At 39.3% G+C, this 26834-nt stretch carries 27 protein-coding genes; 5 read left to right on the plus strand and 22 right to left on the minus strand.

The genetic code is table 11. The features are described from left to right. The first annotated feature begins 140 nt into the window (after positions 1-140). The 3 genes from B9A18_RS06020 to rfbC are packed head-to-tail and all read left to right on the plus strand — an operon-like array spanning position 141 to position 2828. The gene (locus B9A18_RS06020) at positions 141-1949 is read left to right on the plus strand and encodes a tetratricopeptide repeat protein (RefSeq protein ID WP_084288171.1); all 1809 of its coding nucleotides are present in this window, start codon (positions 141-143) and stop codon (positions 1947-1949) included. 15 nt (positions 1950-1964) lie between these two features. Further along, complete coding sequence (locus B9A18_RS06025) at positions 1965-2267, plus strand: DUF4286 family protein (protein ID WP_084288173.1); 303 nt, start codon at positions 1965-1967, stop codon at positions 2265-2267. A gap of 6 nt (positions 2268-2273) precedes the next feature. Continuing rightward, positions 2274-2828, plus strand: coding sequence for a dTDP-4-dehydrorhamnose 3,5-epimerase (gene rfbC / locus B9A18_RS06030; RefSeq protein ID WP_084288176.1), 555 nt, complete (start codon positions 2274-2276; stop codon positions 2826-2828). Positions 2829-2918: 90 nt separating this feature from the next. Here rfbC and B9A18_RS06035 read toward each other — a convergent pair whose 3' ends face one another. The 20 genes from B9A18_RS06035 to B9A18_RS06130 form a co-directional block, all read right to left on the minus strand. Then, positions 2919-3761, minus strand: coding sequence for an OmpA/MotB family protein (locus B9A18_RS06035; RefSeq protein WP_084288179.1), 843 nt, complete (start codon positions 3759-3761; stop codon positions 2919-2921). Between the two features lie 104 nt (positions 3762-3865). Further along, positions 3866-4528 carry a DUF2461 domain-containing protein gene (locus tag B9A18_RS06040; protein ID WP_084288182.1) on the minus strand — a complete coding sequence of 221 codons (663 nt, stop codon included), beginning with the start codon at positions 4526-4528 and terminating at the stop codon, positions 3866-3868. Then, complete coding sequence (locus B9A18_RS06045; protein WP_084288184.1) at positions 4525-4923, minus strand: DUF983 domain-containing protein; 399 nt, start codon at positions 4921-4923, stop codon at positions 4525-4527. The genes B9A18_RS06040 and B9A18_RS06045 overlap by 4 nt, the downstream gene beginning before the upstream one ends. 4 nt (positions 4924-4927) lie before the next feature. Next, positions 4928-5170: a hypothetical protein gene (locus B9A18_RS06050; protein WP_084288187.1), complete on the minus strand. Its 243-nt coding sequence runs from the start codon at positions 5168-5170 to the stop codon at positions 4928-4930. 28 nt (positions 5171-5198) lie between these two features. After that, the gene (locus B9A18_RS06055) at positions 5199-5762 is read right to left on the minus strand and encodes a DUF420 domain-containing protein (RefSeq protein WP_235005246.1); all 564 of its coding nucleotides are present in this window, start codon (positions 5760-5762) and stop codon (positions 5199-5201) included. Continuing rightward, positions 5749-6456: an SCO family protein gene (locus B9A18_RS06060; protein WP_084288189.1), complete on the minus strand. Its 708-nt coding sequence runs from the start codon at positions 6454-6456 to the stop codon at positions 5749-5751. The genes B9A18_RS06055 and B9A18_RS06060 overlap by 14 nt, the downstream gene beginning before the upstream one ends. Continuing rightward, positions 6456-6803 (minus strand): cytochrome C oxidase subunit IV family protein, encoded by a 348-nt coding sequence (locus tag B9A18_RS06065; protein ID WP_084288192.1) that lies wholly within the window; start codon positions 6801-6803, stop codon positions 6456-6458. The genes B9A18_RS06060 and B9A18_RS06065 overlap by 1 nt, the downstream gene beginning before the upstream one ends. Positions 6804-6821: 18 nt before the next feature. Next, positions 6822-7529, minus strand: coding sequence for a cytochrome c oxidase subunit 3 (locus tag B9A18_RS06070; protein ID WP_084288195.1), 708 nt, complete (start codon positions 7527-7529; stop codon positions 6822-6824). A 30-nt stretch (positions 7530-7559) separates the two neighbouring features. Next, positions 7560-8150, minus strand: coding sequence for a cytochrome c oxidase subunit 3 (locus B9A18_RS06075; protein ID WP_084288198.1), 591 nt, complete (start codon positions 8148-8150; stop codon positions 7560-7562). Between the two features lie 7 nt (positions 8151-8157). After that, a complete protein-coding gene (cyoE, locus tag B9A18_RS06080; protein ID WP_084288201.1) occupies positions 8158-9036 on the minus strand; it encodes a heme o synthase in 879 nt (292 codons plus the stop codon). A gap of 11 nt (positions 9037-9047) precedes the next feature. Continuing rightward, positions 9048-10112 (minus strand): COX15/CtaA family protein, encoded by a 1065-nt coding sequence (locus B9A18_RS06085; protein WP_084288204.1) that lies wholly within the window; start codon positions 10110-10112, stop codon positions 9048-9050. Positions 10113-10199: 87 nt separating this feature from the next. Further along, positions 10200-12083 carry a cytochrome c oxidase subunit I gene (locus B9A18_RS06090; RefSeq protein WP_200816315.1) on the minus strand — a complete coding sequence of 628 codons (1884 nt, stop codon included), beginning with the start codon at positions 12081-12083 and terminating at the stop codon, positions 10200-10202. A 20-nt stretch (positions 12084-12103) separates the two neighbouring features. After that, positions 12104-13327, minus strand: a complete 1224-nt coding sequence (locus tag B9A18_RS06095) for a cytochrome c oxidase subunit II (RefSeq protein ID WP_084288210.1) — start codon at positions 13325-13327, stop codon at positions 12104-12106. Positions 13328-13396: 69 nt separating this feature from the next. Next, positions 13397-14611 carry a quinol:cytochrome C oxidoreductase gene (locus B9A18_RS06100; RefSeq protein ID WP_084288212.1) on the minus strand — a complete coding sequence of 405 codons (1215 nt, stop codon included), beginning with the start codon at positions 14609-14611 and terminating at the stop codon, positions 13397-13399. Positions 14612-14621: 10 nt separating this feature from the next. Then, the gene (locus tag B9A18_RS06105) at positions 14622-15206 is read right to left on the minus strand and encodes a c-type cytochrome (protein WP_235005247.1); all 585 of its coding nucleotides are present in this window, start codon (positions 15204-15206) and stop codon (positions 14622-14624) included. Continuing rightward, on the minus strand, positions 15199-15735 hold the full coding sequence (locus B9A18_RS06110; RefSeq protein WP_084288217.1) for a DUF3341 domain-containing protein: 537 nt from the start codon (positions 15733-15735) through the stop codon (positions 15199-15201). The genes B9A18_RS06105 and B9A18_RS06110 overlap by 8 nt, the downstream gene beginning before the upstream one ends. A gap of 2 nt (positions 15736-15737) precedes the next feature. Continuing rightward, the gene (gene nrfD / locus B9A18_RS06115) at positions 15738-17210 is read right to left on the minus strand and encodes an NrfD/PsrC family molybdoenzyme membrane anchor subunit (protein ID WP_084288220.1); all 1473 of its coding nucleotides are present in this window, start codon (positions 17208-17210) and stop codon (positions 15738-15740) included. 33 nt (positions 17211-17243) lie between these two features. Beyond that, the gene (locus B9A18_RS06120) at positions 17244-20315 is read right to left on the minus strand and encodes a TAT-variant-translocated molybdopterin oxidoreductase (protein ID WP_084288223.1); all 3072 of its coding nucleotides are present in this window, start codon (positions 20313-20315) and stop codon (positions 17244-17246) included. Between the two features lie 46 nt (positions 20316-20361). Beyond that, complete coding sequence (locus tag B9A18_RS06125) at positions 20362-21657, minus strand: c-type cytochrome (RefSeq protein ID WP_084288226.1); 1296 nt, start codon at positions 21655-21657, stop codon at positions 20362-20364. Between the two features lie 253 nt (positions 21658-21910). Continuing rightward, entirely contained in the window at positions 21911-22891 is a 981-nt protein-coding gene (locus B9A18_RS06130; RefSeq protein WP_084288229.1) for a deoxyhypusine synthase family protein, read from the minus strand. Between the two features lie 200 nt (positions 22892-23091). On the opposite strand from B9A18_RS06130, the gene B9A18_RS06135 reads away from it, so the two are divergent. After that, positions 23092-24219: a BamA/TamA family outer membrane protein gene (locus B9A18_RS06135; RefSeq protein ID WP_084288232.1), complete on the plus strand. Its 1128-nt coding sequence runs from the start codon at positions 23092-23094 to the stop codon at positions 24217-24219. An 18-nt stretch (positions 24220-24237) separates the two neighbouring features. Here B9A18_RS06135 and B9A18_RS06140 read toward each other — a convergent pair whose 3' ends face one another. Next, positions 24238-25038 (minus strand): O-methyltransferase, encoded by an 801-nt coding sequence (locus tag B9A18_RS06140; RefSeq protein ID WP_235005248.1) that lies wholly within the window; start codon positions 25036-25038, stop codon positions 24238-24240. A gap of 17 nt (positions 25039-25055) precedes the next feature. Here B9A18_RS06140 and B9A18_RS06145 point away from each other — a divergent pair, with 17 nt between their 5' ends. Beyond that, a complete protein-coding gene (locus B9A18_RS06145; RefSeq protein WP_084288235.1) occupies positions 25056-25928 on the plus strand; it encodes a transglutaminase-like domain-containing protein in 873 nt (290 codons plus the stop codon). Here B9A18_RS06145 and B9A18_RS06150 read toward each other — a convergent pair. Further along, positions 25923-26834 carry an alpha/beta hydrolase gene (locus tag B9A18_RS06150; RefSeq protein WP_084288237.1) on the minus strand — a complete coding sequence of 304 codons (912 nt, stop codon included), beginning with the start codon at positions 26832-26834 and terminating at the stop codon, positions 25923-25925. The genes B9A18_RS06145 and B9A18_RS06150 overlap by 6 nt on opposite strands.

The following is a 26834-nucleotide window of genomic DNA, read 5'->3' on the forward strand; positions in this document are numbered from 1 at the left end:
ATGACATCTATATGCCTTAATAACAGTAACATAACCTCTATTTAACACGCTCATTATCTTAAAATATTATCCTCCTATAATACAACCGCAATACTTGAATTAACCTTTAAATCGTTAATTTTATACACTGGAACCCTACAATGAAGAAATTATATGTAATCCTTTTATTTTGTTTTGCAAGTATCCTTTGCCAGGCACAAGACAGTGTGGACGATGCATTGGCCTACCAATACTATCAACAGGGTCAATACCAACAGGCGGCTATATTGCTCGAAAAACTATTCAACAAAACGAAAAGCGACGCCCATTTTGAGCTTTACTTCAATACGCTCTTAAAACTAAAAAAATTTGATGAGGCCGAAAAGCTGCTGAAAAAGTTCAAGAAACAGGATGGCAAAAACCTGGAGTATGGCATTTCATTGGCCAGGATTTATCAGGACAAAGGCCAAATAGAGGCTGCAAATAAACAATATATGCAGGTGATCAATAACCTCCCTGCCGATGAATTCAAGATCAGAGAAATAGCCAACATCTTTTACAACATCCAGGCTTATGACCTCGCCATATCAGCCTTTTTACAAGGACGAAAGCTATTAAACGACCCCAAGCCGTTCACCTATGAGTTATTGAGCATTTACAGATACAAGAAAGACAAAAATATGCTGGTACAGGAATACCTGAACGCTTTACCTGAAATACCGCAACTGCTGCCACAGGCTGAAAGTGTGCTGGCTACCATTTTTGAAGACAATGCAGATTATCAGATTCTGCAATCTGCCTTGCTAAAAAAGATACAAAAGGAACCTCAGACAGAGATTTATACCAAATTGCTCATCTGGCAATACCTGCAGCAACAGGAATACGACATGGCCTTACGCCAGCTTATAGCGCAAGACAAACGCCTAAAAGACGATGGCGCTATACTCTTTAACACTTCTAATATTTTCCTCGACAATAAAGCATATCCGGTAGCGATCAAAGCTTACGAATACTTACTAACCAAAGGCAAGCAAAACGAATACTATCTGCCGGCAAAAGTCGAAATGATTAATGCCAAATACCAGCTCGTTGTTGCAGGACAGTACGATAAAAAGGCTATGACAGAACTGGCAACAGAATACCAGTCAATCATTGATGAATATGGCAAAAACCGTCAAACCCTTTTTGCATTAAAGAAACTTGCCAACCTACAGGCCTATTACCTTAACGACCTCAGCAAGGCAGAAAATGCACTTGAAAATATGTTAACTGTATCAGGTCTTTCGGCAACAGAAACCGGACAGCTGAAACTAGAACTTGGTGATGTTTACATTTTAACCAAGCAGCCATGGGAAGCATTTTTAATTTATGAACAGGTAGCCAAGCAGTTCGAAAATCAGGACATAGGCAATGAGGCCCGATACCGTTCGGCCAGACTTTCCTTTTACCAGGGCAATTTCGCCTATGCCAAATCGCAGGCGGACGTACTAAAAGCCTCCACTTCGCAGTTAATTGCCAACGACGCCCTAAATCTAAGCTTGCTCCTATCGGATAACCTGCAATCGCCGGTAGATAGCAATGCACTTAAAATGTATGCCGATGCAGAAATGCTGCAGTTTAGAAACCAACCCAAACAAGCGCTGGCAAAACTGGATAGCATTGACATCGATTTTCCCAAAAACAGCCTGGTTGATGATATCCTGATGGCAAAATCAAAAATCTACATTAAAAACAATGACATCAGTAATGCCGTAACCGCGCTTAAAGCGCTTACAGAGCAACAAACAACCAGCATTTGGGCAGATGACGCGCTATTTACGCTTGCCGACATTTACGAGAAAGATTTGAAAGATACTGAGCAGGCCAAAAAACTATATCAGAAATTAATTAATGATTATCCGGGGAGTATGTTCGCTGCCGAAGCACGTAAACGCTTCCGTAAACTTCGCGGCGATAATATTGGCACTTAGTATTATCTTTGCAAAATGCTATTATATAATGTAACCACAATAATTGAAGACGCAGCGGCAGATAGCTGGCTGAAATGGATGGAAGATGTGCATATTCCTAACGTTATGGCTTCAGGAAAATTCGTATCCTACCGCCTGCTAAGGGTGCTTGATTCGCCCAATGAAGGCGTAACCTATTGCGCCCAATATGTTGTTGAACATATGGCAGATTACCTGGATTATCAGGATAACTTTGCACCTGCACTACAGGCTGAAGTTACAGCGCTTTACGAAAACAAACTTGTTGCCTTTCGTACTTTAATGGAATATATCGCTTAATTAACTATGCAAATTACAAAAACACCAATAGAAGGACTTTTAATCATCGAGCCTAAAGTATGGAGAGACAACCGTGGTTACTTTTACGAAAGTTATAACGCCAAGCTCTTTGCAGAAGCAGGTATCAATGTAAATTTTGTTCAGGATAACCAGTCCTTTTCACAAAAAGGAGCACTGCGCGGATTACATGCACAAGCCCAACCTTTTGAACAAGGAAAATTAGTACGCGTGCTGCAAGGTGCAGTTATGGATGTTGCTGTGGACATTAGAAAAGATTCCCCTACATACGGACAACATTTCGACATTGAGCTAAGTGAAGAGAACCACAAACAACTTTGGGTTCCCGCAGGATTTCTACATGGATTCTTAACACTTGAAGATCAAACTATTTTCACCTATAAAGTAAGTAACTACTACGATAAAGACTCGGAAATAGGTGTAATGTGGAACGATCCGGACCTGAACATTCAATGGAGCAGAGATATCCCTGAATCTGAATTCTTATTATCAGATAAAGACCAGGTGCTTTCTCAATTTAAAGATTTTAAAAGCCCTTTTTAAATAAAGAATTCCCTGAAAATATAAAAGCCTGTATCATTTGAGGATGATACAGGCTTTTCATATAAGGTCATTCAAGACCTGTTTAATTACTTATTGCTTAATCAGATTGTACAACTCATCTAACTTCGGAGAAAGTACAATTTCAATTCTGCGGTTTTTACTCCTTGCCTCGGCAGAAGTATTTGGCCCCAATGGCTGAAACTCACCTTTACCTGTTGCCGTCATACGAACCGCTTCTACTTTACTTACTTCTGTTAAATACCTTACCACAGAAGTAGAACGCAACACACTCAAATCCCAGTTATCCTTAATCTGTCCAAGATTTGATATTTTCTGAGAATCGGTATGACCCTCAACCGCGATATTAATCTCAGGTTGAGATTTCAATACATTAGCAAGTTGACTCAATGCCTGTTTTCCCTTTTCATCAATGATAATACTACCCGATGGGAACAACAATTTATCCATCAATGAAACATATACTTTGCCATTACGAATTTCAACCGTAAGTCCGTTTTTAGTAAAGCCAAGCAATGCCTGTTGTAACTTCTCCTTTAACTGATTGGTAGCCTCATCGCGTTTACGCAAAATCTCTTCTACTTCCTTTAGTCTCTGCTCACGTTTCTTTAAGTCGGAAGACAGCTTATTAATCTCGCTGGAGCTGTTACTACGCAATGTGGCATAGTTGTTATCCATTTCAGAGTAACGCCCCTTTAAATCGCTTAATGCACTGCTTAATCCAGTCGTGTCTTTGCGCAGCTTGGCAATTAGTCCTTCCAGGTCTCCATTCATCTGTTGTGAATCACTCCAACCTTTGCTTAAGGAATCTTGCTTAGCTAATAAAGACTTGTACTTTTGCGGCGACAATACGACGCAGGAACTGAATGCACTGGCAAACAACCCGACAAATAAAAATAAACTGATTTTCTTCATTCTGATATTGATTGTTAAGGATTATAAGTCTGCTTTGCCCGATTTAGAGCGCGCAGACCATGATTCATTTGTGTTTTAGGGATTAAACGGTTCCGAAGCAAAAACTATTGCTCAACGGCTCTTCTCAAAAATACAATAAAGGGATAAACGCTTTCAAAAGCATTTTTCAACTTATTAACGATTCCAGGTTTAAAAAACGCATCATCTTTAATTGGAAAAGAAGCTATAAAGCTTTTCAGCTTCAGGAGCTCTATCTGAGGATGATCTGTATCATATCCCTTGGGAGCCTTTTTCAACTTGTCTTCCTGACTCATTGTAAAGATGTCCTTAAAGCTTTTATGATTGATGATATCCAGAAATTCAGATGTATTGTAATCGATCTCTTCCCTTATTCTTTTCAGATCTGCAGCCTCAGGCATCCAAAAGCCGGCAGCAAAGAAACAACTACCTGGCTGTAAGTGCAGGTAATAACCGGGCTCATTTACTCCTTTGCCCTTTACGCTAAAAGAAATTCCGAAGTTGTTTTTATAAGGATCCTTATTTTTACTAAAACGTACATCTCTATAAATACGCAGGAGGCATTTCTTCGACTGGGTTTCTAAAGAGAATTCCGGATCAGCAGCAGCTAGCTCAGGAATCAGCTGATCAATAAAGGCCAACACATCAGCTTTCGCAATTTCATACCGTCCTTTATTTTCAGCAAACCATTCGCGGTTATTATTTTCTGCTACGTCTGCAATAAAGGCAAATGTTTCGGGCTTAATCATGGCTTATCGTAATAGGCGTTATACTTTATTTTTGGAGAAAGCCAATGTAATAAAATCACGCGTGAATAGCGATAATTGAATGGCGATAAAAGTAAACATCCTGTAAAAATTACCCCGAGGTAAAGCCAGAAAGAATCAAACTCCAGGTAACCACCAGATAAAATATAAGTAGCTATTCCAAGGGTAATCATTTCAGCGCAGTTCATAGCATAACTTACATACATGGCTGCATAAAAATATCCCGGTTCTATTTCGAAGCGTTGTGTGCAATTCGGGCAAACGGTATTGGTGCGTTGTACATTAAAGCCATATAAGCTCCCTGTAAAGATATCGCCTCTGCGACAATGAGGACATTTTCCGTGTACTAAAGCATAAAGCTTGGATGTTTTCTGCATAGGATCAGAGTGCGGTTGTTCCTTTACGGTATTTTACATACCATAAAACGCCAATTCCGGTAAGTAAAACATATGGAATAGCCAGCAAATATAAAATACCGGTATTTAAGCCTTTACCCTGAGTATTGCCATTCTTAACACTTTGCTCGGCATTAACAGAGCACATAGCACATTGTGCACTGGCAGTATTACTTAATGCTATGGTAGACAGCACTATAAAAACGAAGACGAATGCGATCCTTTTCATGCTGCAAATATAAGGAAAGAATTATTGATTAATGAATGTAATACGGAGAGATCATCAGGTAAACAATCACACCTGTTACAGCAACGTATAGCCATAATGGAAAGGTGATCTTAGCAATTTTCCTATGCTTGTCAAAACGCGCAGCCAATGCCCTTACATAAGTAATCAATACCAATGGAATAATGGCTATAGATAACAGGATATGCGTTAACAAAATGAAATAGTAAACATATCTAATGTTTCCCTCTCCACCAAAGGCGGTAGATTCTGAAGTCATGTGATAGGCAATATACATCACCAAAAACAACAATGAGCAACCAATAGCACACTTCATTAACAACTCATGCAGCTTACGCTTGCCATTTTTAACCGCCAAAACCGCAACAACCAGTAAAATAGCTGTTATCCCATTTATAGTGGCGTATATTGGTGGTAAAAAGGAAAGCGGGGTAGCATTAGGAATTTTAACAACAAACAACAATGCAACCGCCACTGGGATCACCACAGAAAGTAATATGATCCACTTATTGTATTTTTTTTCTATCTCGCTGCTATTCGCTTTCATATCATCAACCGAACTAACGTCCGTCATTATTATTTCTTAATTCTTCTATGATCAATACTTTGATCTCATCGTCCAGTTTAGACAAATCTTCATCGCTCGTGGCCTCATAGTAACCCCGGATACGGTGTTGGTAGTCTAGCAAAACAAACATATTGCTGTACACAAACTTCTGTTCAGCACCTACCTTTTCTTTATGCGCATCCACTAATAATCCTTTATTAATCAGATTGTAAATGCTTGTACTATCACCGGTCAACAGATTCCATTTACCAGCTTTAGCACCAATTTGCTCAGCATAGCCCTTTAATACTTCCGGAGTATCATTTTCCGGGTCTATACTCAGACTTGCGAAACTAACCACCTTGTTTTTACCGTAAGTAGTTTCAAGTGCCTTCATGGCTTTATTGGCAATCTGCACAGACACGGTATTCCCCTTAGTATAAAAAAGACTGATGATCTGGATTCGTCCATCATAATCCTTCAAAGTAATGGTGTCTGCAGCCTGGTTTATCAATTTGAAATCAGCCGGCGTGTGATATATCGTATCCGGTACCTGTACTCCTCTGACAGAATGGAAGGTAGAAGCTACTTTTTTAGGGCCAAAAACCGGCAGTGGCTTATATCTGTTTTTACCTTCTTCCTTTAGGATATTATATAAAAATCCTGGCAACGCTAAAATGGTTACCAGGATTAATATTTTTTTTATTGAAGTAGACTTCATTAAACCAGTGGCATGTGAAGATGCAAATAACCACCCTCAATCAACATCAATACAATAAAATAAAGTATAAATATGAATGAAACTGTTAATGTTAATTGCAATCCTAATTTTTCATATTTAAGGTGCATGAAATAAGCAACAATGTAATATGCTTTAATCAAGGTTAAAACGATGTAAACATAATTACCGATATGCTGAGACATGTGCTTGTTTGGAATTACCCATAAAGCGATGATAAACTCAATTACAGTGATCAACAACAGGACACCAAACACCTGCCAAATCTTCTTCTTGCTTAAACCTGCATGCTCATCATGAGCGTGCTCTGTAGTATGTATTTCTGACATAATATCTTTCTTAAATAATTAAACCAAATAGAAGAATGTAAATACGAATACCCACACCAAATCAACAAAGTGCCAGTATAAACCTACTTTTTCTACCATTAAATAGTGACCGCGTTTCTCAAATGTACCATTAATGGTCATGCATAAAATGATGATATTAATGATTACACCACTGAATACGTGGAAACCGTGGAATCCTGTAATCGTGAAAAACAAGTTTGAAAACTGTAATGCAGACACAGTTGATATCTCACCGGTAAACAAATGTTTTAATGTTTCAGTGTTAGGGATTTTACCCCATCCAAAACCTTCGTGGAACAAATGCGTCCATTCTGCAGCCTGGCAGCCCAGGAACATGAAACCACCAATAATGGTAGCGACCATCCACCAGATCACTTCTCTTTTAGAACGTCTGTGACCAGCTTCTACAGCTAATACCATCGTTACAGAGCTCATGATCAAAATAAATGTCATCAGACCCACAAACACTAAAGGAGCACCACTATCGGTTATGCCCGGGATAGACTGGAAAACCAGATCCGGATCAGGCCATGTGAATTTTGTAAAGCGTTGCGCTCCGTAATAAACCAATAATGATGAAAAAGTAAATGCATCAGAAAGCAAGAAAAACCACATCATTAATTTGCCGTACTCTACAGACCACGGCGAGCGGCCTCCGCTCCATGGAGTGGTTTTTACCTGATCTAATTGTGATAATGAACTCATTTTATAAATTGTAATAGTTTGTTAAAAAGTCTAACTGTTCAAAAGTAAAAAAACATACAGATATATCCATAATATATCTATAAAATGCCAAAATATAGAAGCAATCTCCATACGGAATTTGCTCTTTTCTAAAGAAAGGCCTGTATAAGCACCAATTAAGCTACTTAAAACAAAGCAAAAGCCTGCAAAAATGTGTAGCAGGTGAAGTCCCGATACCACATAAATCATAGAAATGGCTGCGTTGTTGTTCACAAAAGCAGCACCGGTATGAAACAAGGTACTCCAGGCATCAACCTGTAAATAACCAAAAACACCGCCCAATACTAAAGTACCCCATAAAAATAATTTCTGACTCGTAAAATTAGCTTTCTGTAAAGCTTTAGAAGCCAGAAAAAGACAAATGCTACTGGCGATTAATATAGCTGTACTGTAAATAAAAACATCGGGTAATACCAAACCATGGCCTTTGCCTTTTGATGCAGCAAAAACGATATAATAACTTGTAAGTCCACCAAACATAATCGTTGATGAAACCACAAATAACCATACTACGAATTTCCTAGGCTTAGCATTAAAAGCCATGTCCCCTTTTAAATCCTCTTCCTTTAATGTGTGTACCATTTAAAATTTATTTAATTACTAAATCAAACAATAAAACCAGCTGAACCAGGGGCAAGTAGAAGAATGAACCGAACATTACCTTTCTGGCACTATCCAAATCCATCTTTACCCACAACTTAAATCCAAACCAGGCAAATACAAGGCCCGCAACCAGCGAAACGCCTGCAATATAATAACCTCCGAAACCATCGATGGTAGGCAATAAGCTTACGGGGATTAATATCAGTGTGCTTAAAAATGTTATAAAAGCACTTAATTTATCTCTTTTTGTCGTCGGCAAAAGTCTAAATCCAGCCTTCTTATAATCATCATCCAATACCCAGGCGATGGCCCAGAAATGCGGGAACTGCCAAACAAACTGAATCAAAAATAAGATAACTGCTATCTTATCAATTTTGCCATGTGCCGCTACATATCCAATCAGTGGAGGTAAAGCACCCGGAATTGCGCCAACAAATACTGCTATTGGAGATTTTCTCTTCAAAGGCGTATAAGCAAAGGCATAAAGGAAAATAGAAAAAACAGAAAGTAAACCCGTCTCAATATTTAATTTACCTAGCAACCAGGTGCCCAGCAAGCCCATTACAAGCCCCGAAACCAAACCCTGACCGGTAGTCATGTGCCCTGCAGGCATAGGACGATCCTTAGTCCTCGTCATTAATTTATCAAGATCTACCTCAATCACCTCATTGAAACAATTCGCTGCTGAAGTAACCAAAAAGCCCCCTATAATTAAAATCAACCAGTTAGTCCAGTTGATCCCAGGGATTACTCCATCTATCGGTACCTGAGAGCCAATTAAAAATGTAACTGACGCAGAGAACACAACCAGGAATGTTAACCTGAATTTTATAAGTTTAGAGAAATCTGAAAAAAACTGTTTCAATTTATATATAATTAATTCTGTTGACTGTAAGTACTTGTATTGTAAACCAGTAAATACAGGTAATATTGTAAACTAAACAAAAGCGTTGAGAACAAAATATGCATTGCCTGTGCATACGGTGGAAGCGCAAAGTTAGACAATATTAATCCCGTTGCAATCTGAATAATCAAAACTATTCCAATCGAACTGCCTACCCTTAATGCAGTCGCTTTTCCATTAAACTGATCCTTTACAATCTTATAAATAACAATATTCAGGATCAACACAAATATCGCAAGATCACGGTGATAAGAGAACATGTCACCTACCTTTGCAACCCAGGTACTTCGGCCATTATACAACATCTGCTTTGAAATGGCATCAATGGCTTCCCTAACCTCCGTACCCAATACAATTTGTATCACACTTAATACAATTGAGCCGAAAATTAAAATCTTAAGCCAAACTAACTTACCCATAATAACTGTAGGCTGTTTATGCAACTGAATCGCGTAGTTATAGGTATAAACCAAAATCCCGAGAATAACCAGGGCAAATAACATATGTACTGTAACGATCCATGGCATCAGATTAGTTGAGACTACAATCGACCCAAGCCAGGCCTGAAATGCCACTACAAACAGATTAAGTATACTCAGAATGATAATTCTTTTTGCCTTATGCTTATAAGTGAATGAAAATATCAGAAGGCCAAGTAATAGAAAACCTGTTGTTGCGCCCATCAACCTATTGATGTACTCTGTCCAGGTTTTTGCCGCATTAAAAGTTTCCGGCATAAGAATGCTTTCGTCGTGTCGGATGCTATCAGCAAGATGCCCTTTCCCCATCTTATCGAGCGTTTTTGCGAAACGCTCGTTTTTAGCTATGCGCTCAGCTACGTACTTTTCTTTATAATCAGCAGGAAGTTGTGAGGCAGATGTAGGTGGGATATATTGATCAAAACACTTAGGCCAATCCGGACACCCCATACCAGAACCAGTACTTCGTACTATCCCTCCCGCTAAAATCAGCAATAAGGTTACAATTATAGTGATGAGGTTTAGCCTGATAAATCTCGTTTCAGATTTAGGAACCATGGTGTGTGTGTTTAAAAAAAATGAGGTATCTGTTGTAAGTATTTACCTACTGCAGATACCTCATCGTATTAGATTCTACGTATTTGTCTATTTTGACGCATCTGAAGAAGGATTAGCTTCTTCCCACTCTCTTTGTATACGTTCTGATTCAGTGTTACCCTCAAAATCATGAGGCATGTTTGAACCCATTGTTTGTGAGAAAGGCACAGTCTGAGGGATAAAATCTGCATCCGCACCAGGCTTGCTATAATCATATGGCCAACGGTATACTGTTGGGATCTCTCCTGGCCAGTTACCATGGATACGCTCAACAGGAGTAGTCCACTCTAATGTATTTGCACCCCAAGGATTTTGAGAAGATACTTTACCTTTAAATATCGAATAGAAGAAGTTGAATAAGAAAGCTACCTGAGCTAACGCTGCGATGATTGCAGCCCATGTTACTAATATGTTCACAGTAACCCATTTCTGCATGAATTCGAATTCAGTAAATGCATAATAACGACGTGGAACACCATCTAAACCTAAGAAGTGTAGAGGGAAGAATACTAAATATGCACAAGCAAAAGTGATCCAGAAATGCAGATAACCTAATTTGCTGCTCATCAATCTGCCAAACATCTTAGGGAAGTAATGATAAACACCGGCAAGCATACCAAAGATAGCTGCAGATCCCATTACCAGGTGGAAGTGAGCCACTACAAAGTAAGTATCATGTAAGTTGATGTCCAATGAAGCATTACCAAGGAAGATACCTGTTAAACCACCAGAGATAAAGAATGATACCATACCGATAGCGAACAACATCGCAGGAGTAAACCTGATGTTACCTCTCCATAATGTAGCCAACCAGTTAAAGGTTTTTACCGCCGAAGGAACCGCAATAATCAACGTAGTGATCATAAATACACCACCCAATAACGGATTCATACCAGTCACGAACATATGGTGACCCCAAACGATAAACGAAAGGATGGTAATACCGATTAGTGAATAGATCATCGCATGGTAACCAAAGATTGGTTTTCTGGCATTTACAGACATGATCTCAGATGACAAGCCCATCGCCGGCATAATTACGATATATACCTCAGGGTGACCTAAGAACCAGAATAAATGCTGCCATAAAATTGGCGATCCACCTTCATTAGGAAGGATCTGAGTACCCATAACAATATCAGAAAGATAAAAACTGGTACCAAAGCTTCTGTCAAATATTAATAATACAACACCAGCTACAAGAACAGGGAAAGATAATACACCCAGAATTGCAGTCAGGAAGAAAGCCCAGATCGTCAAAGGCATTTTCCAAAGGTCCATACCTTTAGTACGCATGTTTAAGATTGTACTTACATAGTTGATACCACCCATTAAAGATGATGCAACGAAAAGTACCATACTGATTAACCATAAAGTCATACCTAAACCAGAACCGCTGATTGCAGTTGGCAATGCAGATAATGGAGGATAAACTGTCCATCCCGCACTTGCAGGTCCTGTTTGTATAAAGAATGAACTCATCATGATTACACAAGCAGCGAAGAAGAACCAGTAAGAAAGCATGTTCAGGAATGGCGAAGCCATATCCCTTGCACCGATCTGAAGTGGTATCAATAAGTTACTAAAAGTACCGCTCAATCCTGCAGTTAGTACAAAGAATACCATGATGGTACCATGTATCGTTACCAAGGCAAGATAGAAATCGGGTTTGATACGACCTCCTTCAGCCCATTTTCCTAAAAAAGTTTCTAAAATAGGGAAATCTTTATCAGGCCAGGCCAATTGTAAACGAAACAAGATAGATAAGCCCATCGCAATAACAGCCATAATAATACCTGTTATCAGGAACTGCTTAGCAATCATCTTGTGATCCTGACTAAAGACATACTTCGTTAAGAAGGTCTCTTTGTGATGCCCATGATCGTCATGGTTATCGTGGTTATGTGTATCGTGTAATGATATAGTTGACATAATGTGCTATTCCAGTATTATTAATTTTTTAAAGCTAATTGGTTTGTTTTAACTGCTGCAGTATCAGCAACTGCATCTACAGGAGCAGGAGCTACCGGAGTTACAGGAAGGTTAAATTCCTTTCTTAAATCATCAGTTAAATATGTTGGTTGCTCTTTTAACCAAGCCTCATACTCAGCGATAGAAACAACTTTAACTTCTTTCTGCATTTTATAATGACCGTCTCCGCAGATCTTGTTACATAAGAACAAATATTTGAAAGTCGGGTCATTTGTTTTAGCCTTCATCTCTTCAGTAGTGATTGTAGGCGTAAACTCAAAATAAGAAGTCATACCCGGTACAGTATTCAACTGAACTCTGAAGTGTGGCATAAAAAAACTATGGATCACATCTTTACTGTTCAGGATCAAACGTACTGGTTTATTTACAGGGATAACCATTTCATCAGCTGACTGATCATCCAAAGTATTTTTATCTTTAAAATCGATACCTAATGCGTTGATAGAGTTGATCAGTTTGAAGTTCTTAGTACCTACTACACCATCAGCACCTGCATAACGAATAGCCCATGCAAACTGAGATGAAGTTACCTCAATGCTGATAGGCTTGTTATTAGGATCTTCTATCTTATAGAAAATTGATCTCCAGGTAAGGAAACCCATCAATACCAAAACGGTTAAAACCAACGCTGGAACGATTGTCCATACACGCTCGATGGTATTGTTGTGCGGGTAGTAATATGCTTTTCTCTTGTTTGTATATTTGTAGTAATAAGCGAAACCAAATAAAAGAATGTGTGTAGCAATAAAAACTATGGTAGTAAGGATCAATGTAATGTTAAACATTTGATCGATCTTCTTACCGTGCTCAGATGCAGCCTCAGGTAAAATCATATTACCATGAACTGTATATTCCCAATACACACCATATAAACCTACAATAAGGAACAAGGCAAAAAGTACAGCGTTAACTGTATTCCAGTTGATACCTTTTGGTTTATCCTGAGCCTCACGGGTCAATTCATATACCTTTAATGCTTTTCCTATTATTGCTATAAACAAGCAAAGTAGCAGGAAGGCCAGGGCATAAAATATTGCCGATTTATAAACCGGCCCCATATCTACGGGCTTCTTAGCGGTCTCAGCGACTGCAGCCTGTGCAAAAGCACTGGTGTTTGCAAATGCAGTCATAATTACTGCTAGTGCCGCTATTGATTTGTTACTTATAAATTTTCTTAAACTCATTTCCTTAAAAGTAGTAACGCTGTACTTCTATTATACTATTATTTTATTATACGCTTTATTGATCACCTATTACAAGTGGTGATTCAAACTTTCTTGTAAAAACGGATGATTTTTAGGGATTAAAGGTTTCTTACTTAACGTATTTAAAACCGTAAAAGTAAATAATCCTACAAAACCTACTGCAATACCTATCTCAATAAAACCAAATGCATGGTGTTCTTCAACGGTACCTGGCATAATCATTTGGTAATAATCTACCCAGTGTCCACATAAAACAACTATCGACACTGCCAGTAAAATGTTTTCATGTCTCTTGTTATCTCTGTCCATTAACAGCAATACAGGGGCTAAGAAGTTCAATACAAGGTTCAGGTAAAACCAGAACTCATAGTGCTCAAATCTCTTGTAGAAGTATACAGTCTCTTCCGGCATGTTTGCATAGTAGATCAAAAGGAACTGACAGAACCATACATAAGTCCAGAAAATAGAGAATCCGAAGATAAACTGTCCTAAGTTATGCAAGTGACTGTTATTTACCCAGCTCATGTAACCTGCTTTTCTTAACAGGATCAGAATGATAGCTATAGTAGCCAAACTGCTTACCCACATTGCGGCAAAGTTATACCAGCCAAACATAGTTGAGAACCAGTGTGCTTCTAATGACATCACGGTATCAAAAGCAAAGATAGGTGTAGTAAATCCGTAGATTACAAGGAAGATACATGAATATTTAAAGCTCTTTCTGTAAGAGTTTAAACCACCTTCTAAATCTTCATTGTTCGATAATTTAGCCAGATACATAGCAAAAAAGCTATAGATCGCTAAAAAGACAACCTGACGTCCCATAAAGAATGGAACATTAAGGAATGCCGACTTACCGTCGATTAATTTATCATAGTTAGCACTGCTGGGATCAGTTAATCCATCAGCGTGCCAGTGGTGATACAAATTGTGAGTATATAAACCTGCGCCCATTACTATAAGCAAGATGATCACTGCGATAGGCAACACTTTAGCCATAGCCTCAGGCACCCTTAATATTGAAGCAGACCAACCAGCCTGTGCTACAAATTGAACAGCAAGAAAGAAAGCTCCAGACATGCAAACACATGCGAAGTAATAAGCCATCAGCAACAAGTTTGCAAAAGTACGCTCATGAAGCGCCTCTGCTGAAAAACCATAACCTATAGCCGCTATACCTATTACAATAGCGATTATGCTTAAAGTTTTAGCTTTACCTGTAAACTCAAACTGCTCAGTAAAATTATAATTGTGAGTTCCCATTTATATTTTTCTATTGTATTTTTTGTAATTGTTGAACATACATCACTACTTTCCATCTTTCTTCAGGAGATAGCTGAGAGGCATGTGATCCCATATTATTTAAACCATACATAATTGTATGATAAATTTTTCCCGCTGTTAAATCTTTCATTGCGCCACCACGGGAAGAAGTTGCATCACCATGGTATGAAGGAATACCACTCACCTTTTCAATCTTAACAAGGTGACCTTGTCCATCTCCTTTTTCACCATGACATGGAGCACAAAATACAGTGAAATAATGTTTACCAGATACAAGGTTTGCTTCAGTTAAAGCAAGTGGATTTACTAAACCAGCGCTAGCTGCTTCATAACCCTCTTTTGTATTTGGGTAATCATATTTATCAAACCCTACCGGAGTGGTATGCGGCGGAGGAGTTTGTGCCGTTTGGCCGTTTGCAAAATTCTTGTTCGGCTGATCCGGATTGTATCCTAGTGGATCATACATATTCCTGGCGTATTCTAAACCTGTACTTCTTTTGTCTTTACACGCTGAAAATACAACAGCACTTGCAAGGATACAAAACGAGGCTAAAACTACTCTACTCTTATTCATAGCTAATATACTTCCTTTCATTATGCTTTACTTCCAAAGCACCAGCTTCCTTTAATAAATCGTCAATCTTACTGTGGTCAGTATTTTCTTTTGCATCAATTGCAATAATAAATCGATCATCTGTCGCTCTTAAGTCCATTACTCTTGGCGCTCTGCCAGGGAATAAGTGACTTGATGCATAGTAAGAACCTACTAAACCAAAAGCACAAAACAAAATGGTCAACTCAAAAGTAATTGGGATAAAATCCGGTAAAGCAAAGTGTGGCTTACCACCGATATTTATAGGCCAATCGTAAGCAGCTGCAAAATATACAAATGTTAACATGGTACATGTTCCTGTGATTCCAAAAAAGAACGCAGCAATATCTAACCTTGAACGCTTAACCCCTAACTTAGCCTCTATTCCGTGAATAGGCATTGGTGTGTAAACATCATGTATCTTAATGTTGTTTTCCTGCAATTTATCGATGCCATGCATCATTTCATCAGGATCACCAAAACTGCCTAAAATATATTTGATATTATTCATTGTTATATTTTTGCGTATTCTTCTTGTTTAACACTATCAAATTTCTCTAAAGACTCCACGTATTCTGAAACGTGTATCTGATCCAAATGACCTTCTTTAATCTGCTTAAGTTTAGCCTGCTCACTTGCGCTTTTCAGCAACAATTTAACCTCTGCTATTGCAATTGAAGGTAATACCCTTAAGAACAATAAGAACAAAGTAAAGAACAAACCAATCGATCCAACGAATACACTCACATCAACCCAAGATGGATAGAACATCGCCCAACTTGAAGGAATATAATCACGGTGTAATGAAGTTACGATAATTACGAAACGCTCAAACCACATACCGATGTTTACTACGATAGATAAGATCCAGGTAAAAGGGATGCTCGTACGGATCTTTTTAAACCACAACAACTGCGGAGAAATCACGTTACAAGTCATCATCATCCAGTATGCCCACCAGTAAGGACCGGTTGAACGGTTGATAAAGGCATATTGCTCATATTCAGAACCTGAATACCATGCAATGAAGAACTCAGTAATATAAGCTACACCTACAATAGATCCTGTTAAGATGATGATCTTATTCATCGACTCAATGTGGAACATGGTGATGTAGTTCTCAAGACCTAATACTTTACGTGCAACCAATAATAAGGTTAACACCATCGCAAATCCTGAGAAGATCGCCCCAGCCACGAAATATGGAGGGAAGATCGTAGTGTGCCATCCCGGAATTACCGAGGTAGCAAAGTCCATGGATACAATCGTATGTACCGAAAGTACCAGTGGTGTAGATATACCAGCCAAAATGATTGATACAGCCTCAAAACGTTGCCATGTTTTCACATTTCCTGCCCATCCGAACGAAAGGATAGAATAGATTCTACGTTTCACACCTGTTGCACGGTCACGGATAGTCGCGATATCAGGCAATAAACCTGTATACCAGAATAATAGTGATACCGAGAAGTAAGTAGAGATCGCAAACATATCCCAAACCAGCGGTGAGTTAAAGTTTACCCATAATGAACCAAACTGATTCGGTAATGGAAGCACCCAGTAAGCTAACCATGGTCTACCCATGTGAGATACTACATACGTTGCCGCACAAATAACGGCAAAAATTGTCATTGCCTCTGCCGAGCGGTTAATGGAGTTACGCCAGTTCTGACGGAAGAGTAAAAGTACTGCAGAAATCAACGTTCCTGCGTGACCAATACCTACCCACCATACGAAACCGGTGATATCCCATGCCCATCCAACTGTTTTATTTAATCCCCAAGCACCGATACCAAACCAGAAGGTGTAACTTACTGCTACTACCCATAGTAAAGCTCCGCACAGTGCGACGATAAATCCTATCCACCATGCCCTGTTTGGCTTGTTCTCAACCGGCATTAAAATATCATCCGTAATCTTTGCATACGTGATATCTGTACCGGTGATAAGTGGTTCTCTTAATATTGATTCGTTATGTCCTGACATAATTTATATTTCTTTTAATATCAGCTTACGCAATTACGCTTGTACTGTTGTATCTGTATTTCTAATTTTCGTCATGTAACCTATACCCGGTTGTACGTTAATTTCCTCCAAAACATAGTAAATACGCTCACTACGTAATGCTTTAGAAACTTCTGATTCCGGATCATTGGCATCACCAAAGATGATGGCATTTGCAGAACAAGCTTGCTGACAAGCCATTTTGATATCGCCATCTTTCAACGGACGTTTTTCAATTTTAGCTTGTAATTTACCTGCCTGGATACGTTGAATACACATCGAGCATTTTTCCATCACACCTCTTGAACGGGTAGTTACATCAGGGTTAAGTACCAACTGAGTAAATTCGTTGTTCAGGTAGTTGTCAAAACGCGAATCATTCCAGTAGTTGAACCAGTTGAAACGACGTACTTTATATGGACAGTTGTTTGCACAGTAACGTGTACCTACGCAACGGTTATAAGCCATGTGGTTTAAGCCGTCAGATGAGTGTACTGTTGCCAATACCGGACAAACCGTCTCACATGGAGCGTGATCACAATGCTGACAAAGCATTGGTTGGTGAACAACCGATACATTATCCATCTGCTCTAGATGAGCTATTTCTTTCTCTTTAGTTACAGAGTTGATACCATTACTATGGCCATGAGCACCATGATCTGCATGCGCATCAGCCTCAACATTAAAGCTATAGTAACGGTCGATACGTAACCAGTGCATCTCTCTGCGCTTGCGTACTTCTTCTTTACCTACAACTGGAATGTTGTTTTCTACGTTACAGGCAACGATACAAGAACCACAACCAGTACAAGCATTCAAATCGATTGCCATAACCCAGTTGTTACCTGGTTTCTCAAACTTATCCCATAAATCGTAAGTTTTATGCTTAGCATGGTCATTTCCAGAACCAGCTGCCGGATTCTTTTGGTAAGCGGCAAAAGTAGCCTCACGAATCACATTTCTACCTTCAAAAGAGTGGTGTGTTTGTGTTTGAGCAAGTTCTTCTCTTCCACCGGTAGCAGTTAACTGAACCGTTGTAGCATATTTTAAAGTACCGTTAGTAAAGCTTACAAATGGATAAGCATTTTTACCAACATTATCACCTGCTTTACCAGCTTTAGTACGACCGTAACCTAAGGCGATAGATACTGTTCCTTGTGCCTGTCCAGGTTGGATTAACACAGGAAGCTCAACAGTATAACCGTTAGCCGCTTTTACAGAAACAATATCAAATTCTTTAAATCCTAATTTCTCAGCATACTTAGGTGCGATAGCAACAAAGTTATCCCAGGTTACTTTCGAAACCGGATCAGGAAGCTCTTGCAGGAATGCATTGTTCGCATATCTACCATCACGCATCGCAGCACTTTCGTAAACCTGAAGCTCGATATCTTTTGCTAAAGCTTTGCTGCTGTTTAATACAGAAGGAACAACAGAAGCTAATGAAAGACCGAAAGTATAAGTTCCGGCAGGTTTCGCTGCATTCGCAACTACACCTTTTTGCAATACTTCTTTCCAGTTAGAACCTACTGCAGGTAATATATTTTTCTCCCAGTTGTTACGCACATACTGGTAGTATTCTTTAACAGCATTATCAGACCAGATCAATAAACTCTCCTCTGCCTGACGTGAGTTAAACACAGGGTTGATTGTTGGCTGAATAATAGAGTAAACACCTTCGTATGAGCTTGCATCTCCCCACGACTCTAAATAGTTGTGGTTGATTGCAATTACATCACATAAAGAAGAAGTTTCATCCTTACGATCTGAGAATGACACTTTCAAGGCAACTTTCGCTAAAGCATCAGTAAAGGCTTTCGCATTAGCTACATCATAAGCAGGATTGCTATTCAGGAAGAAAACAGCAGCAACTTCGCCTCTGTTCATTTCATTGATCAATTCTGCAAACTCAGCATCATTACCAGCATAACGCTTGCAAGGATTATCTAAATCGATAGTAGTACCATAACTACCGATAGCAGAGTTAATGGCATTTACCAGGATTTGAGTAGAAACATCATTTGAACCAGAAACTACAAGCGCTTTACCTTTATTCTGTAAAAGCTCTTTACCAACCAATTTCAATGCTTTATCAGCAGTAACGTTATTAGGTAATGCAGCACCAGCTAAATTAGCACCTGTAATGGCATTATATAAGGCAATTAATGCAGGACCTTCTTCCGATAATTTTACCGGAACACGGGTATCAGCATTTGTACCTGTTAAGCTCATGCCTGCCTCAAACTGGAAGTGGCGGGACATTTTGCCGTTTTTCAAAGATTTGTGATCTCTGTTAGATACATATTGAGCAGTAAACTCCTCACCGCTAATCCAGGTACCTAAGAAATCAGCACCGAAACTAACAATCAGGTCTGCTTTATCAAAATTGTATTTAGGAACAACAGCTTTACCAAAGCTATTCTCATTCGCTTTAATAATACCTGTATAAGAAATAGCATCGTATTGTACATGCTTTGCATTAGGATAAGCTACAGCGAAGTCAGCAATAACTGCTTTTGTCGACGGACTGCTTACAGAAGAAGAAACCACGCGGATTTTCTTTCCTGAAGCCTGAGCCTTATTCAACTCACCTTTTACAAACTCATCCACCTTTGCCCAGGTAGTTTCGTTTTCTTTTAATACAGGTGACTTTAATTTAGATACATCATACAAATCAAGTACCGAAGCCTGTGCTTGCGCATCAGTACCACGGTTAAACATACCTCCATTTGTATTTACCTCAATCTTAATTGGCCTACCTTCTCTGGTTTTAACCAAAACAGGCTGACCATTAAAACTTGAAACATAATAGTTCGGGATACCCGGAACAACCTCTTCAGGTTTAATTACATAAGGAATTGCCTTATGAACAGGGGCAGTCTGACAAGCCGCAAGCGTCACCGCACCTAATCCAAAGCCCAGGGCCTTTAAAAAGTCACGGCGCGGAGTTACGGTACTTAACCCTGCTTCATTTAAAACATCTTCTATTGGAAGTGGCTCAGCAAATTCGTTCTTGTTGTTTTCAACAAAATCCGGAGTGTTGTTATACTCTTCTAAGCCTTTCCAGTATTTTTTATTGCTTTCCATTTAAGCTATATTACTGTTATCGAACGTTCTTTGTTATTAAACTCTATTAATAGTGGCACTTACCACACTCTAATCCACCCAACAATGCAGGAGTGATTTTTTCGCCTTTTTTGATTTTCTCATGCGCTTCAATCACCTTAGTATAGAATGCATTGTCCTTACCTGAAATCTCAGCGTCTTTATGACAGTTGATACACCATTTCATGGTTAGTGGAGAATACTGATAAATTTCTTCCATTGTATCTACCGGACCGTGACATGCAAAACATACTGGCTCGTTAGGTTTTAAACCTTTCTCTTTTCTGATCGCTTCTTCACCAACTACAACGTGTTGTGAGTGGTTAAAGTAAGCGAAGTCAGGCAAGTTGTGTACACGCACCCACTCAACAGGCTTCTCTTTCGACTTGTCGTAAGTAAGCGTGTTAGGATCGTAACCTATAGCTGTATAGATTTTTTGGATCTCCGGAGAAATCTCACCGTTGTATTTTTCAGTTGCCTGTACTGATTTGTGGCAGTTCATACAAACGTTAACCGATGGTATAGAAGCATTTTTAGATTTAAATGCTCCAGAGTGACAGTATTGACAGTCGATCTGATTCACGCCAGCGTGTAACTCGTGAGAGAACTTAATCGGTTGTACCGGTTGGTAACCTGTGTGAACACCTGTGTTCCACATACCCATCCATCCAAATGAACCTAAGGTTACAATCAGACATAGGATAAAGAAGAATACAAACTTCTTGTTTTTAAACATTCTACGTGTACCAGCTGCGAAAGAAAGACTTTCTTCCTCTACAACTTCAACACCTTGTTTCTTTAGGATCAAACGCTCCAACATTTTCACTGCACGGCCTAAAACAACCAATACAGCTATAGAGATCAGGATAATTAATCCAATCCCTAATATGGAGAAAGATGAAACCTCGTCAGAACCCGCTCCTACCTTAGCAGTAGCGTCTTCAGCTTTCTTTGGCTCACCAGCTTTTGCGTAAGCGATGATGCTTTTAATCTGATCGTCAGTCAACGTTGGAAACGTCGTCATCTCCGCTGGAGAAAACTTCGCAGCTTCGATTGCTGTCTTATCACCGGCGTCAACTAATGACTTCCAGTTTTTTATCCATTTAATGGCAAAAGCTTCATCAAGCTCTGTCAGTTTAGGAGTTAATGCAGGCCCGGTACTGTTACGGTCTAATTGGTGACAAGAAGCACATTTATCCTTAAATAATTTTCTTCCCTCCACTACATCTTGCGCTTGTGTTGCAGAAACGATTAAAACAGATAGAGCCGTAAACATGAATGCCGACTTCCAAACTCTTCTAATGATCAATGAGATATCCCTCATAATGAGTATTTTATGCTATTTTTTAAAAAACTTTATAACCGTAATTGATGTTTAAACTCGCGTTCTTCACCAAAACGTCCACAAAAGTAAAATTTATTAACGTACCAATGACAAAGAAATGACAGTAAATACAATTTATAATCAATCTAAATAATGTCATTTTGATGCTTTAAACAAAGAAAATCACCAATTTTTGACAAAAATCGGTGATCCTCAAACGGCACCATATGATTACCGTATTTGCAATTTTAAATTACATTTTTAATATCCATGCAAAGATGAGCGGAGCTACAATCGTTGCATCAGATTCTACAATGAATTTAGGTGTGTCGATGTCTAGCTTACCCCATGTAATCTTCTCATTAGGAACTGCACCGGAGTACGAACCGTATGAAGTTGTCGAATCAGAGATCTGGCAGAAATAACTCCAGAATGGAATATTAGGCATTTCCATATCCTGATAAAGCATCGGCACTACACAGATCGGGAAATCTCCTGCAATACCACCACCAATCTGGAAGAAGCCAATTCCTTTACCTGAACTGTTCTTAATGTACCAGTCAGCCAAATAACCCATATATTCAATACCACCTTTTACAGTAGTTGCTTTTACTTCACCTTTCATCACATAAGAAGCAAAGATGTTTCCCATGGTCGAATCTTCCCATCCCGGAACTACAATTGGCAGGTTTTTCTCAGCTGCTGCAAGCATCCATGAGTTTTTAGGGTCAATTTCATAATATTGCTCCAGGTCTCCACTCAATAACATCTTATACATGAACTCATGTGGGAAATAACGCTCTCCAGCTTCTTCTGCATCTTTCCAGATTTTATTGATGTGCTTTTGCAATCTACGGAAAGCTTCCTCTTCCGGGATACAAGTATCCGTTACTCTGTTATAGTGATTCTCTAACAAGTCCCATTCATCCTGCGGACTCAAATCACGGTAATTAGGAACACGTTTATAATGTGAGTGCGCAACAAGGTTCATAATGTCCTCTTCAAGGTTGGCACCAGTACATGAAATGATAGAAACTTTATCCTGACGGATCATTTCAGCTAATGAAATTCCCAATTCTGCTGTACTCATTGCACCAGCAAGGGTAATCATCATTTTACCACCTTCATCTAAATGTGTTTCATATCCTTTAGCTGCATCCATCATGGCTGCCGCATTAAAATGGAGATAATTGCGCTCCATAAATTGAGATATCGGTCCTCTTGTTGTACTCATTTTGATTTAATTTTTTATTATTTGCCGCAAAAATAGCTATTTAATCATAGCTTCCCATAAAAAGATCAACGGGATATCAGATAAGTAGCCTATGTAACGCTTTTTCTACTAAGCCGTCAATTAAATCATGTATTCCATAATTATGGCCTTAAACTTGCTTTGTGTTGCGAACAACTAAATTTTACCCCTATTTTAGCCCGATGAAGAGACTTTCCATTTGCACCATATTCGTAATCATTGCAACAAACGCATTCGGGCAAAAGAAACTGATAGAAAAGTACTTATCAAATAAAACAGACTCTACACGCAGAGCCAGCTTCATGCCAATCCCGGTATTCAGATACACACAGGAAATAGGCGTTGAATTTGGTCTGGGCGCGCTTTATTCGGTTTATATGGATAAAAAAGACCTAACCAACCGAAGTTCTAACTTTTCAGGAATAATATCAGCTTCAACAAAAGGACAATACAATATATCCTTAAAAAGCGACATATGGTCTAAACAAAACAAACACCATTATATTGCTGAGGTAAGATTCAGACGCATGCCTTTTAACTTTTATGGGATAGGTAACGAAACCCTCCTGACAGACGAGGATCGCCTAAGCCAGGATCAGGTAAAAATCGTACTGGAAGCTGAAAAGCGACTTGCTCCAAATCTTTACAGTGGCCTATCTCTGGGATTTGAACATTACGAATTTGAAGACCTGGTAACCGGCGGAATATTTACCAAACAAGCTGCATCACAAAAAACAGGTGGCCGTGTAATTTATGCAGGCCTATCACAAAGCTACGACACGCGAAACAACAGTAATTATACCACCAAAGGTTTTATGGGAAGGATTACCTACCAATATGCTCCGGATTTTTGGGGTGGGGATAATTTTACCGGCAGTCTCATTAAATTCAATGTCCGCAATTTCTGGTCCCTATCTCCAAAATTTGTTTTGGGTGTAAACGGACTCTTCCATACCATTCAGGGCGAAAACACACCATTCTATTTATTACCGCAAATGGGCAATGATGAAATGATGAGAGGATACTATACAGGCAGGTACCGCGACAGAAACCTACTTGCCGCTCAGGCCGAACTCAGGTATCGCTATAACCACCGCTTCGGCGCTGTATTATTTGGCGGAGCTGGACAGGTGTTTAACAACGGTGGATTTGCGGCAAAAAACTTTAAACCTTCCTATGGTGCAGGAGGCAGATATTTCTTCGATCCGGAAAAAGGCTTAAGTATGCGTTTGGATTATGGAATTGGCGAGAAACGCGCAAATGAAAAACGCCAGACCGGATTTTACATCAGCCTGGCGGAGTCTTTTTAATATATCTTAGCAATCAGGCTAAAATTTAATCTTAAAGTGTTCCTTAACCTGTCCTTTTCTAAAATAAACCAGGCCTATCCAGAACAAATCAATCGTAACGGTAACATCCGGATGGCTCTTTATTTCTTCCCAGGCTTCCTTCATCCCCTTACTCCAGTAAATGTCATCAAATATCAGTAAGGATCCTTCATGCACTTTAGGCAAGCACCATTTAAAATAGTTTAAGGTAGCATCCTTTCTATGATTCCCATCAATGTAAACAAAATCCAGCTGTTTAGCATGGTCTATTACACCTGGCAATAACACATCAAAATTACCTACCTGCAGTTCTACATTATCCAAATCCAGTTCCCGGAAATTACGGTGAGCCACTTTAGCGGTTTCAGGACAGCCCTCAATGGTAACCACATCAGCATCAGGACAAGCCTTAGACAAGTAAGCAGTAGTAATCCCCAGACATGTACCTAACTCAATAATATTTGAAGGATGTGCAGCCTTAGCCAACCTATAAATCAACTGAGCCAATCGTGGACTTTTCAATGCATTCTTAGCAATCTGCTTTACCTTCTTGGTTCTGTTCTTATTCAGGTGAGAACCTGCCCCAAGGTCAGTTACAGTGATTAATGATTCGTCATTTAAAAGTTTTTTTCGCTGCGCTTCAATACTTTTATAGTCATTTTTGGAGTTAAAATCGTAAATTACCTCATCTGTAAGTTTATATACAAATGGGGAATGTGTACCGTGTCTGCTTTTTGCAGTAAAACGATGGGTCAGAAAGTCACTGATAAAATTAAAAACCATAGCCGCAAAAATAGGCATTCAAATTTGCATGTTTAATGGAAAATAGTAAAGAAATAAATGCATTGGTAAGACTTCTTGACGATCCTGATCTCGAAGTCTACGAACATGTTGAAAAACGCCTGCTTGAATATGGCCCTCAGGTGGTTGATTACCTGGAAAACGAGTGGGAACACTCGCTTGATAGCCTGCTCCAACAGCGCATTGAAAACATCGTGCACAAAATCCAATTTAATAGTGTAAAAGAAGACCTCAACCTATGGTATCACAGTGGAGCATTCGACCTGCTACAGGGTGCGCTCGTAGTTAACCGATACCAATATCCTGATCTGGACGAACAAAAGCTCATCCTTCAGATAGAGGAAATGAAAAGAGAAATCTGGTTGAGCCTGCAATACGAAATGAGTTCTATTGAAAAAATAAAACTCATCAACCATGTTTTTTACAATGTATATGGTTTTAGCGGAAACACCAAAAACCATCACGACCCACAGAATTCCTACATCAGTCAGGTACTGGAAAGCAAAAAAGGAAATCAGATATCACTGGCTATTATCTATTCAACCTTAGCCCAAAAGCTTGATATCCCTGTATATGGAGTAAATCTGCCTCAGCACTTCATTCTGGGCTATGTTGATGAAAGTAAGCGCGAGGAGGAAAATGAATTCGGTGTGCTCTTTTACATTAATGCCTTTAACAAAGGTGCCATTTTTGGCAAGCACGATGTAGACCAGTTTCTTCGTCAGCTTAACCTCGATCCCCTGCCCGGCTTTTATGCACCTTGCAGTAATGTCGAGATCATCAAACGCATTATCCGTAACCTGGTTTCTGCTTATGAGAACCTTGGATCAGTAGAAAAAGTTGTAGAATTAAAGGAGCTTCAGGAAATCCTGAATAACGATAACCTATAAAAATTTATTCTCCTTCATCCAATTCTCCAGCGTCTTAAACCAATCTTCTTTAGTGGTATTATTCTTCAGGCCAAAGCCATGTCCCCCCGCCTGGTAAATGTGCAGTTCACTCTTAACCTTTGCTTTTACAAGCGCCTGGTTAAACAAAATGCTATTTTGCACAGGAACCGAACGATCATCGTTGGCATGAACCATAAATACCGGAGGTGTTTCTTCGTTTACATGCTTATCATTCGAAAAATAGTCTTTTAGGGTTTCGTTATCTCCTGCAAGGTTTCTAACAGATCCGGCATGAGCCGATTCGGTAAAAGAAACTACAGGGTAAAGTAAAATTGAAAAATCCGGACGAAGGCTTAACCACTCCTTGTTTTCAATTTTCACATCTTTATAATGCACTGTTAAGCTCGAAGCCAAATGACCACCTGCCGAAAAACCTATGATTCCAATCTTTAAAGGATCGACGCCCCATTTTGCAGCGTCTTTTCTCACCATATACATCGCCTGCTGTACATCCTGTAGGGGGCCTAAAGCCCTATCCTCCATAATCGCATCACTAGGCAAACGGTATTTTAATACAAAAGCAGTTACCCCTATTGACACAAACCTCTCAGCCACATCGTAGCCCTCATGACCTATCGCCAATCCAGAATAGCCACCACCCGGACAAATGATCACCGAAGTACCATTTGCCTTATCCTTAGCTGGCTGGTATACTTTAAGTGTTGGCACCGATACCTTTGTTATACCCGGCCCCCTACCTTCACGCATTATGGTGTTTTCCTGGTAATCTGCAGGCGTTGGCTTTGCCCCCGGAATACTTCCCGGATAGAGCGGTAAAACTTCCTGAGCCATAAGGCTATTTGCTGATAGAACAAACGTCATCAATAGTCCGCTTAAATATTTCAT

This window comes from Pedobacter nyackensis, from assembly GCF_900176505.1.
Lineage (GTDB): Bacteria > Bacteroidota > Bacteroidia > Sphingobacteriales > Sphingobacteriaceae > Pedobacter > Pedobacter nyackensis.

Coding starts and splice junctions, on each gene's coding strand:
- B9A18_RS06020 (WP_084288171.1), top strand. CDS start 141: ATGAAGAAATTATATGTAATCCTTTTATTTTGTTTTGCAAGTATCCTT.
- B9A18_RS06025 (WP_084288173.1), top strand. CDS start 1,965: ATGCTATTATATAATGTAACCACAATAATTGAAGACGCAGCGGCAGAT.
- rfbC (WP_084288176.1), top strand. CDS start 2,274: ATGCAAATTACAAAAACACCAATAGAAGGACTTTTAATCATCGAGCCT.
- B9A18_RS06035 (WP_084288179.1), bottom strand. CDS start 3,761: ATGAAGAAAATCAGTTTATTTTTATTTGTCGGGTTGTTTGCCAGTGCA.
- B9A18_RS06040 (WP_084288182.1), bottom strand. CDS start 4,528: ATGATTAAGCCCGAAACATTTGCCTTTATTGCAGACGTAGCAGAAAAT.
- B9A18_RS06045 (WP_084288184.1), bottom strand. CDS start 4,923: ATGCAGAAAACATCCAAGCTTTATGCTTTAGTACACGGAAAATGTCCT.
- B9A18_RS06050 (WP_084288187.1), bottom strand. CDS start 5,170: ATGAAAAGGATCGCATTCGTCTTCGTTTTTATAGTGCTGTCTACCATA.
- B9A18_RS06055 (WP_235005246.1), bottom strand. CDS start 5,762: ATGACGGACGTTAGTTCGGTTGATGATATGAAAGCGAATAGCAGCGAG.
- B9A18_RS06060 (WP_084288189.1), bottom strand. CDS start 6,456: ATGAAGTCTACTTCAATAAAAAAAATATTAATCCTGGTAACCATTTTA.
- B9A18_RS06065 (WP_084288192.1), bottom strand. CDS start 6,803: ATGTCAGAAATACATACTACAGAGCACGCTCATGATGAGCATGCAGGT.
- B9A18_RS06070 (WP_084288195.1), bottom strand. CDS start 7,529: ATGAGTTCATTATCACAATTAGATCAGGTAAAAACCACTCCATGGAGC.
- B9A18_RS06075 (WP_084288198.1), bottom strand. CDS start 8,150: ATGGTACACACATTAAAGGAAGAGGATTTAAAAGGGGACATGGCTTTT.
- B9A18_RS06085 (WP_084288204.1), bottom strand. CDS start 10,112: ATGGTTCCTAAATCTGAAACGAGATTTATCAGGCTAAACCTCATCACT.
- B9A18_RS06090 (WP_200816315.1), bottom strand. CDS start 12,083: ATGTCAACTATATCATTACACGATACACATAACCACGATAACCATGAC.
- B9A18_RS06095 (WP_084288210.1), bottom strand. CDS start 13,327: ATGAGTTTAAGAAAATTTATAAGTAACAAATCAATAGCGGCACTAGCA.
- B9A18_RS06100 (WP_084288212.1), bottom strand. CDS start 14,611: ATGGGAACTCACAATTATAATTTTACTGAGCAGTTTGAGTTTACAGGT.
- B9A18_RS06105 (WP_235005247.1), bottom strand. CDS start 15,206: ATGAATAAGAGTAGAGTAGTTTTAGCCTCGTTTTGTATCCTTGCAAGT.
- B9A18_RS06110 (WP_084288217.1), bottom strand. CDS start 15,735: ATGAATAATATCAAATATATTTTAGGCAGTTTTGGTGATCCTGATGAA.
- nrfD (WP_084288220.1), bottom strand. CDS start 17,210: ATGTCAGGACATAACGAATCAATATTAAGAGAACCACTTATCACCGGT.
- B9A18_RS06120 (WP_084288223.1), bottom strand. CDS start 20,315: ATGGAAAGCAATAAAAAATACTGGAAAGGCTTAGAAGAGTATAACAAC.
- B9A18_RS06125 (WP_084288226.1), bottom strand. CDS start 21,657: ATGAGGGATATCTCATTGATCATTAGAAGAGTTTGGAAGTCGGCATTC.
- B9A18_RS06130 (WP_084288229.1), bottom strand. CDS start 22,891: ATGAGTACAACAAGAGGACCGATATCTCAATTTATGGAGCGCAATTAT.
- B9A18_RS06135 (WP_084288232.1), top strand. CDS start 23,092: ATGAAGAGACTTTCCATTTGCACCATATTCGTAATCATTGCAACAAAC.
- B9A18_RS06140 (WP_235005248.1), bottom strand. CDS start 25,038: ATGCCTATTTTTGCGGCTATGGTTTTTAATTTTATCAGTGACTTTCTG.
- B9A18_RS06145 (WP_084288235.1), top strand. CDS start 25,056: ATGGAAAATAGTAAAGAAATAAATGCATTGGTAAGACTTCTTGACGAT.
- B9A18_RS06150 (WP_084288237.1), bottom strand. CDS start 26,834: ATGAAATATTTAAGCGGACTATTGATGACGTTTGTTCTATCAGCAAAT.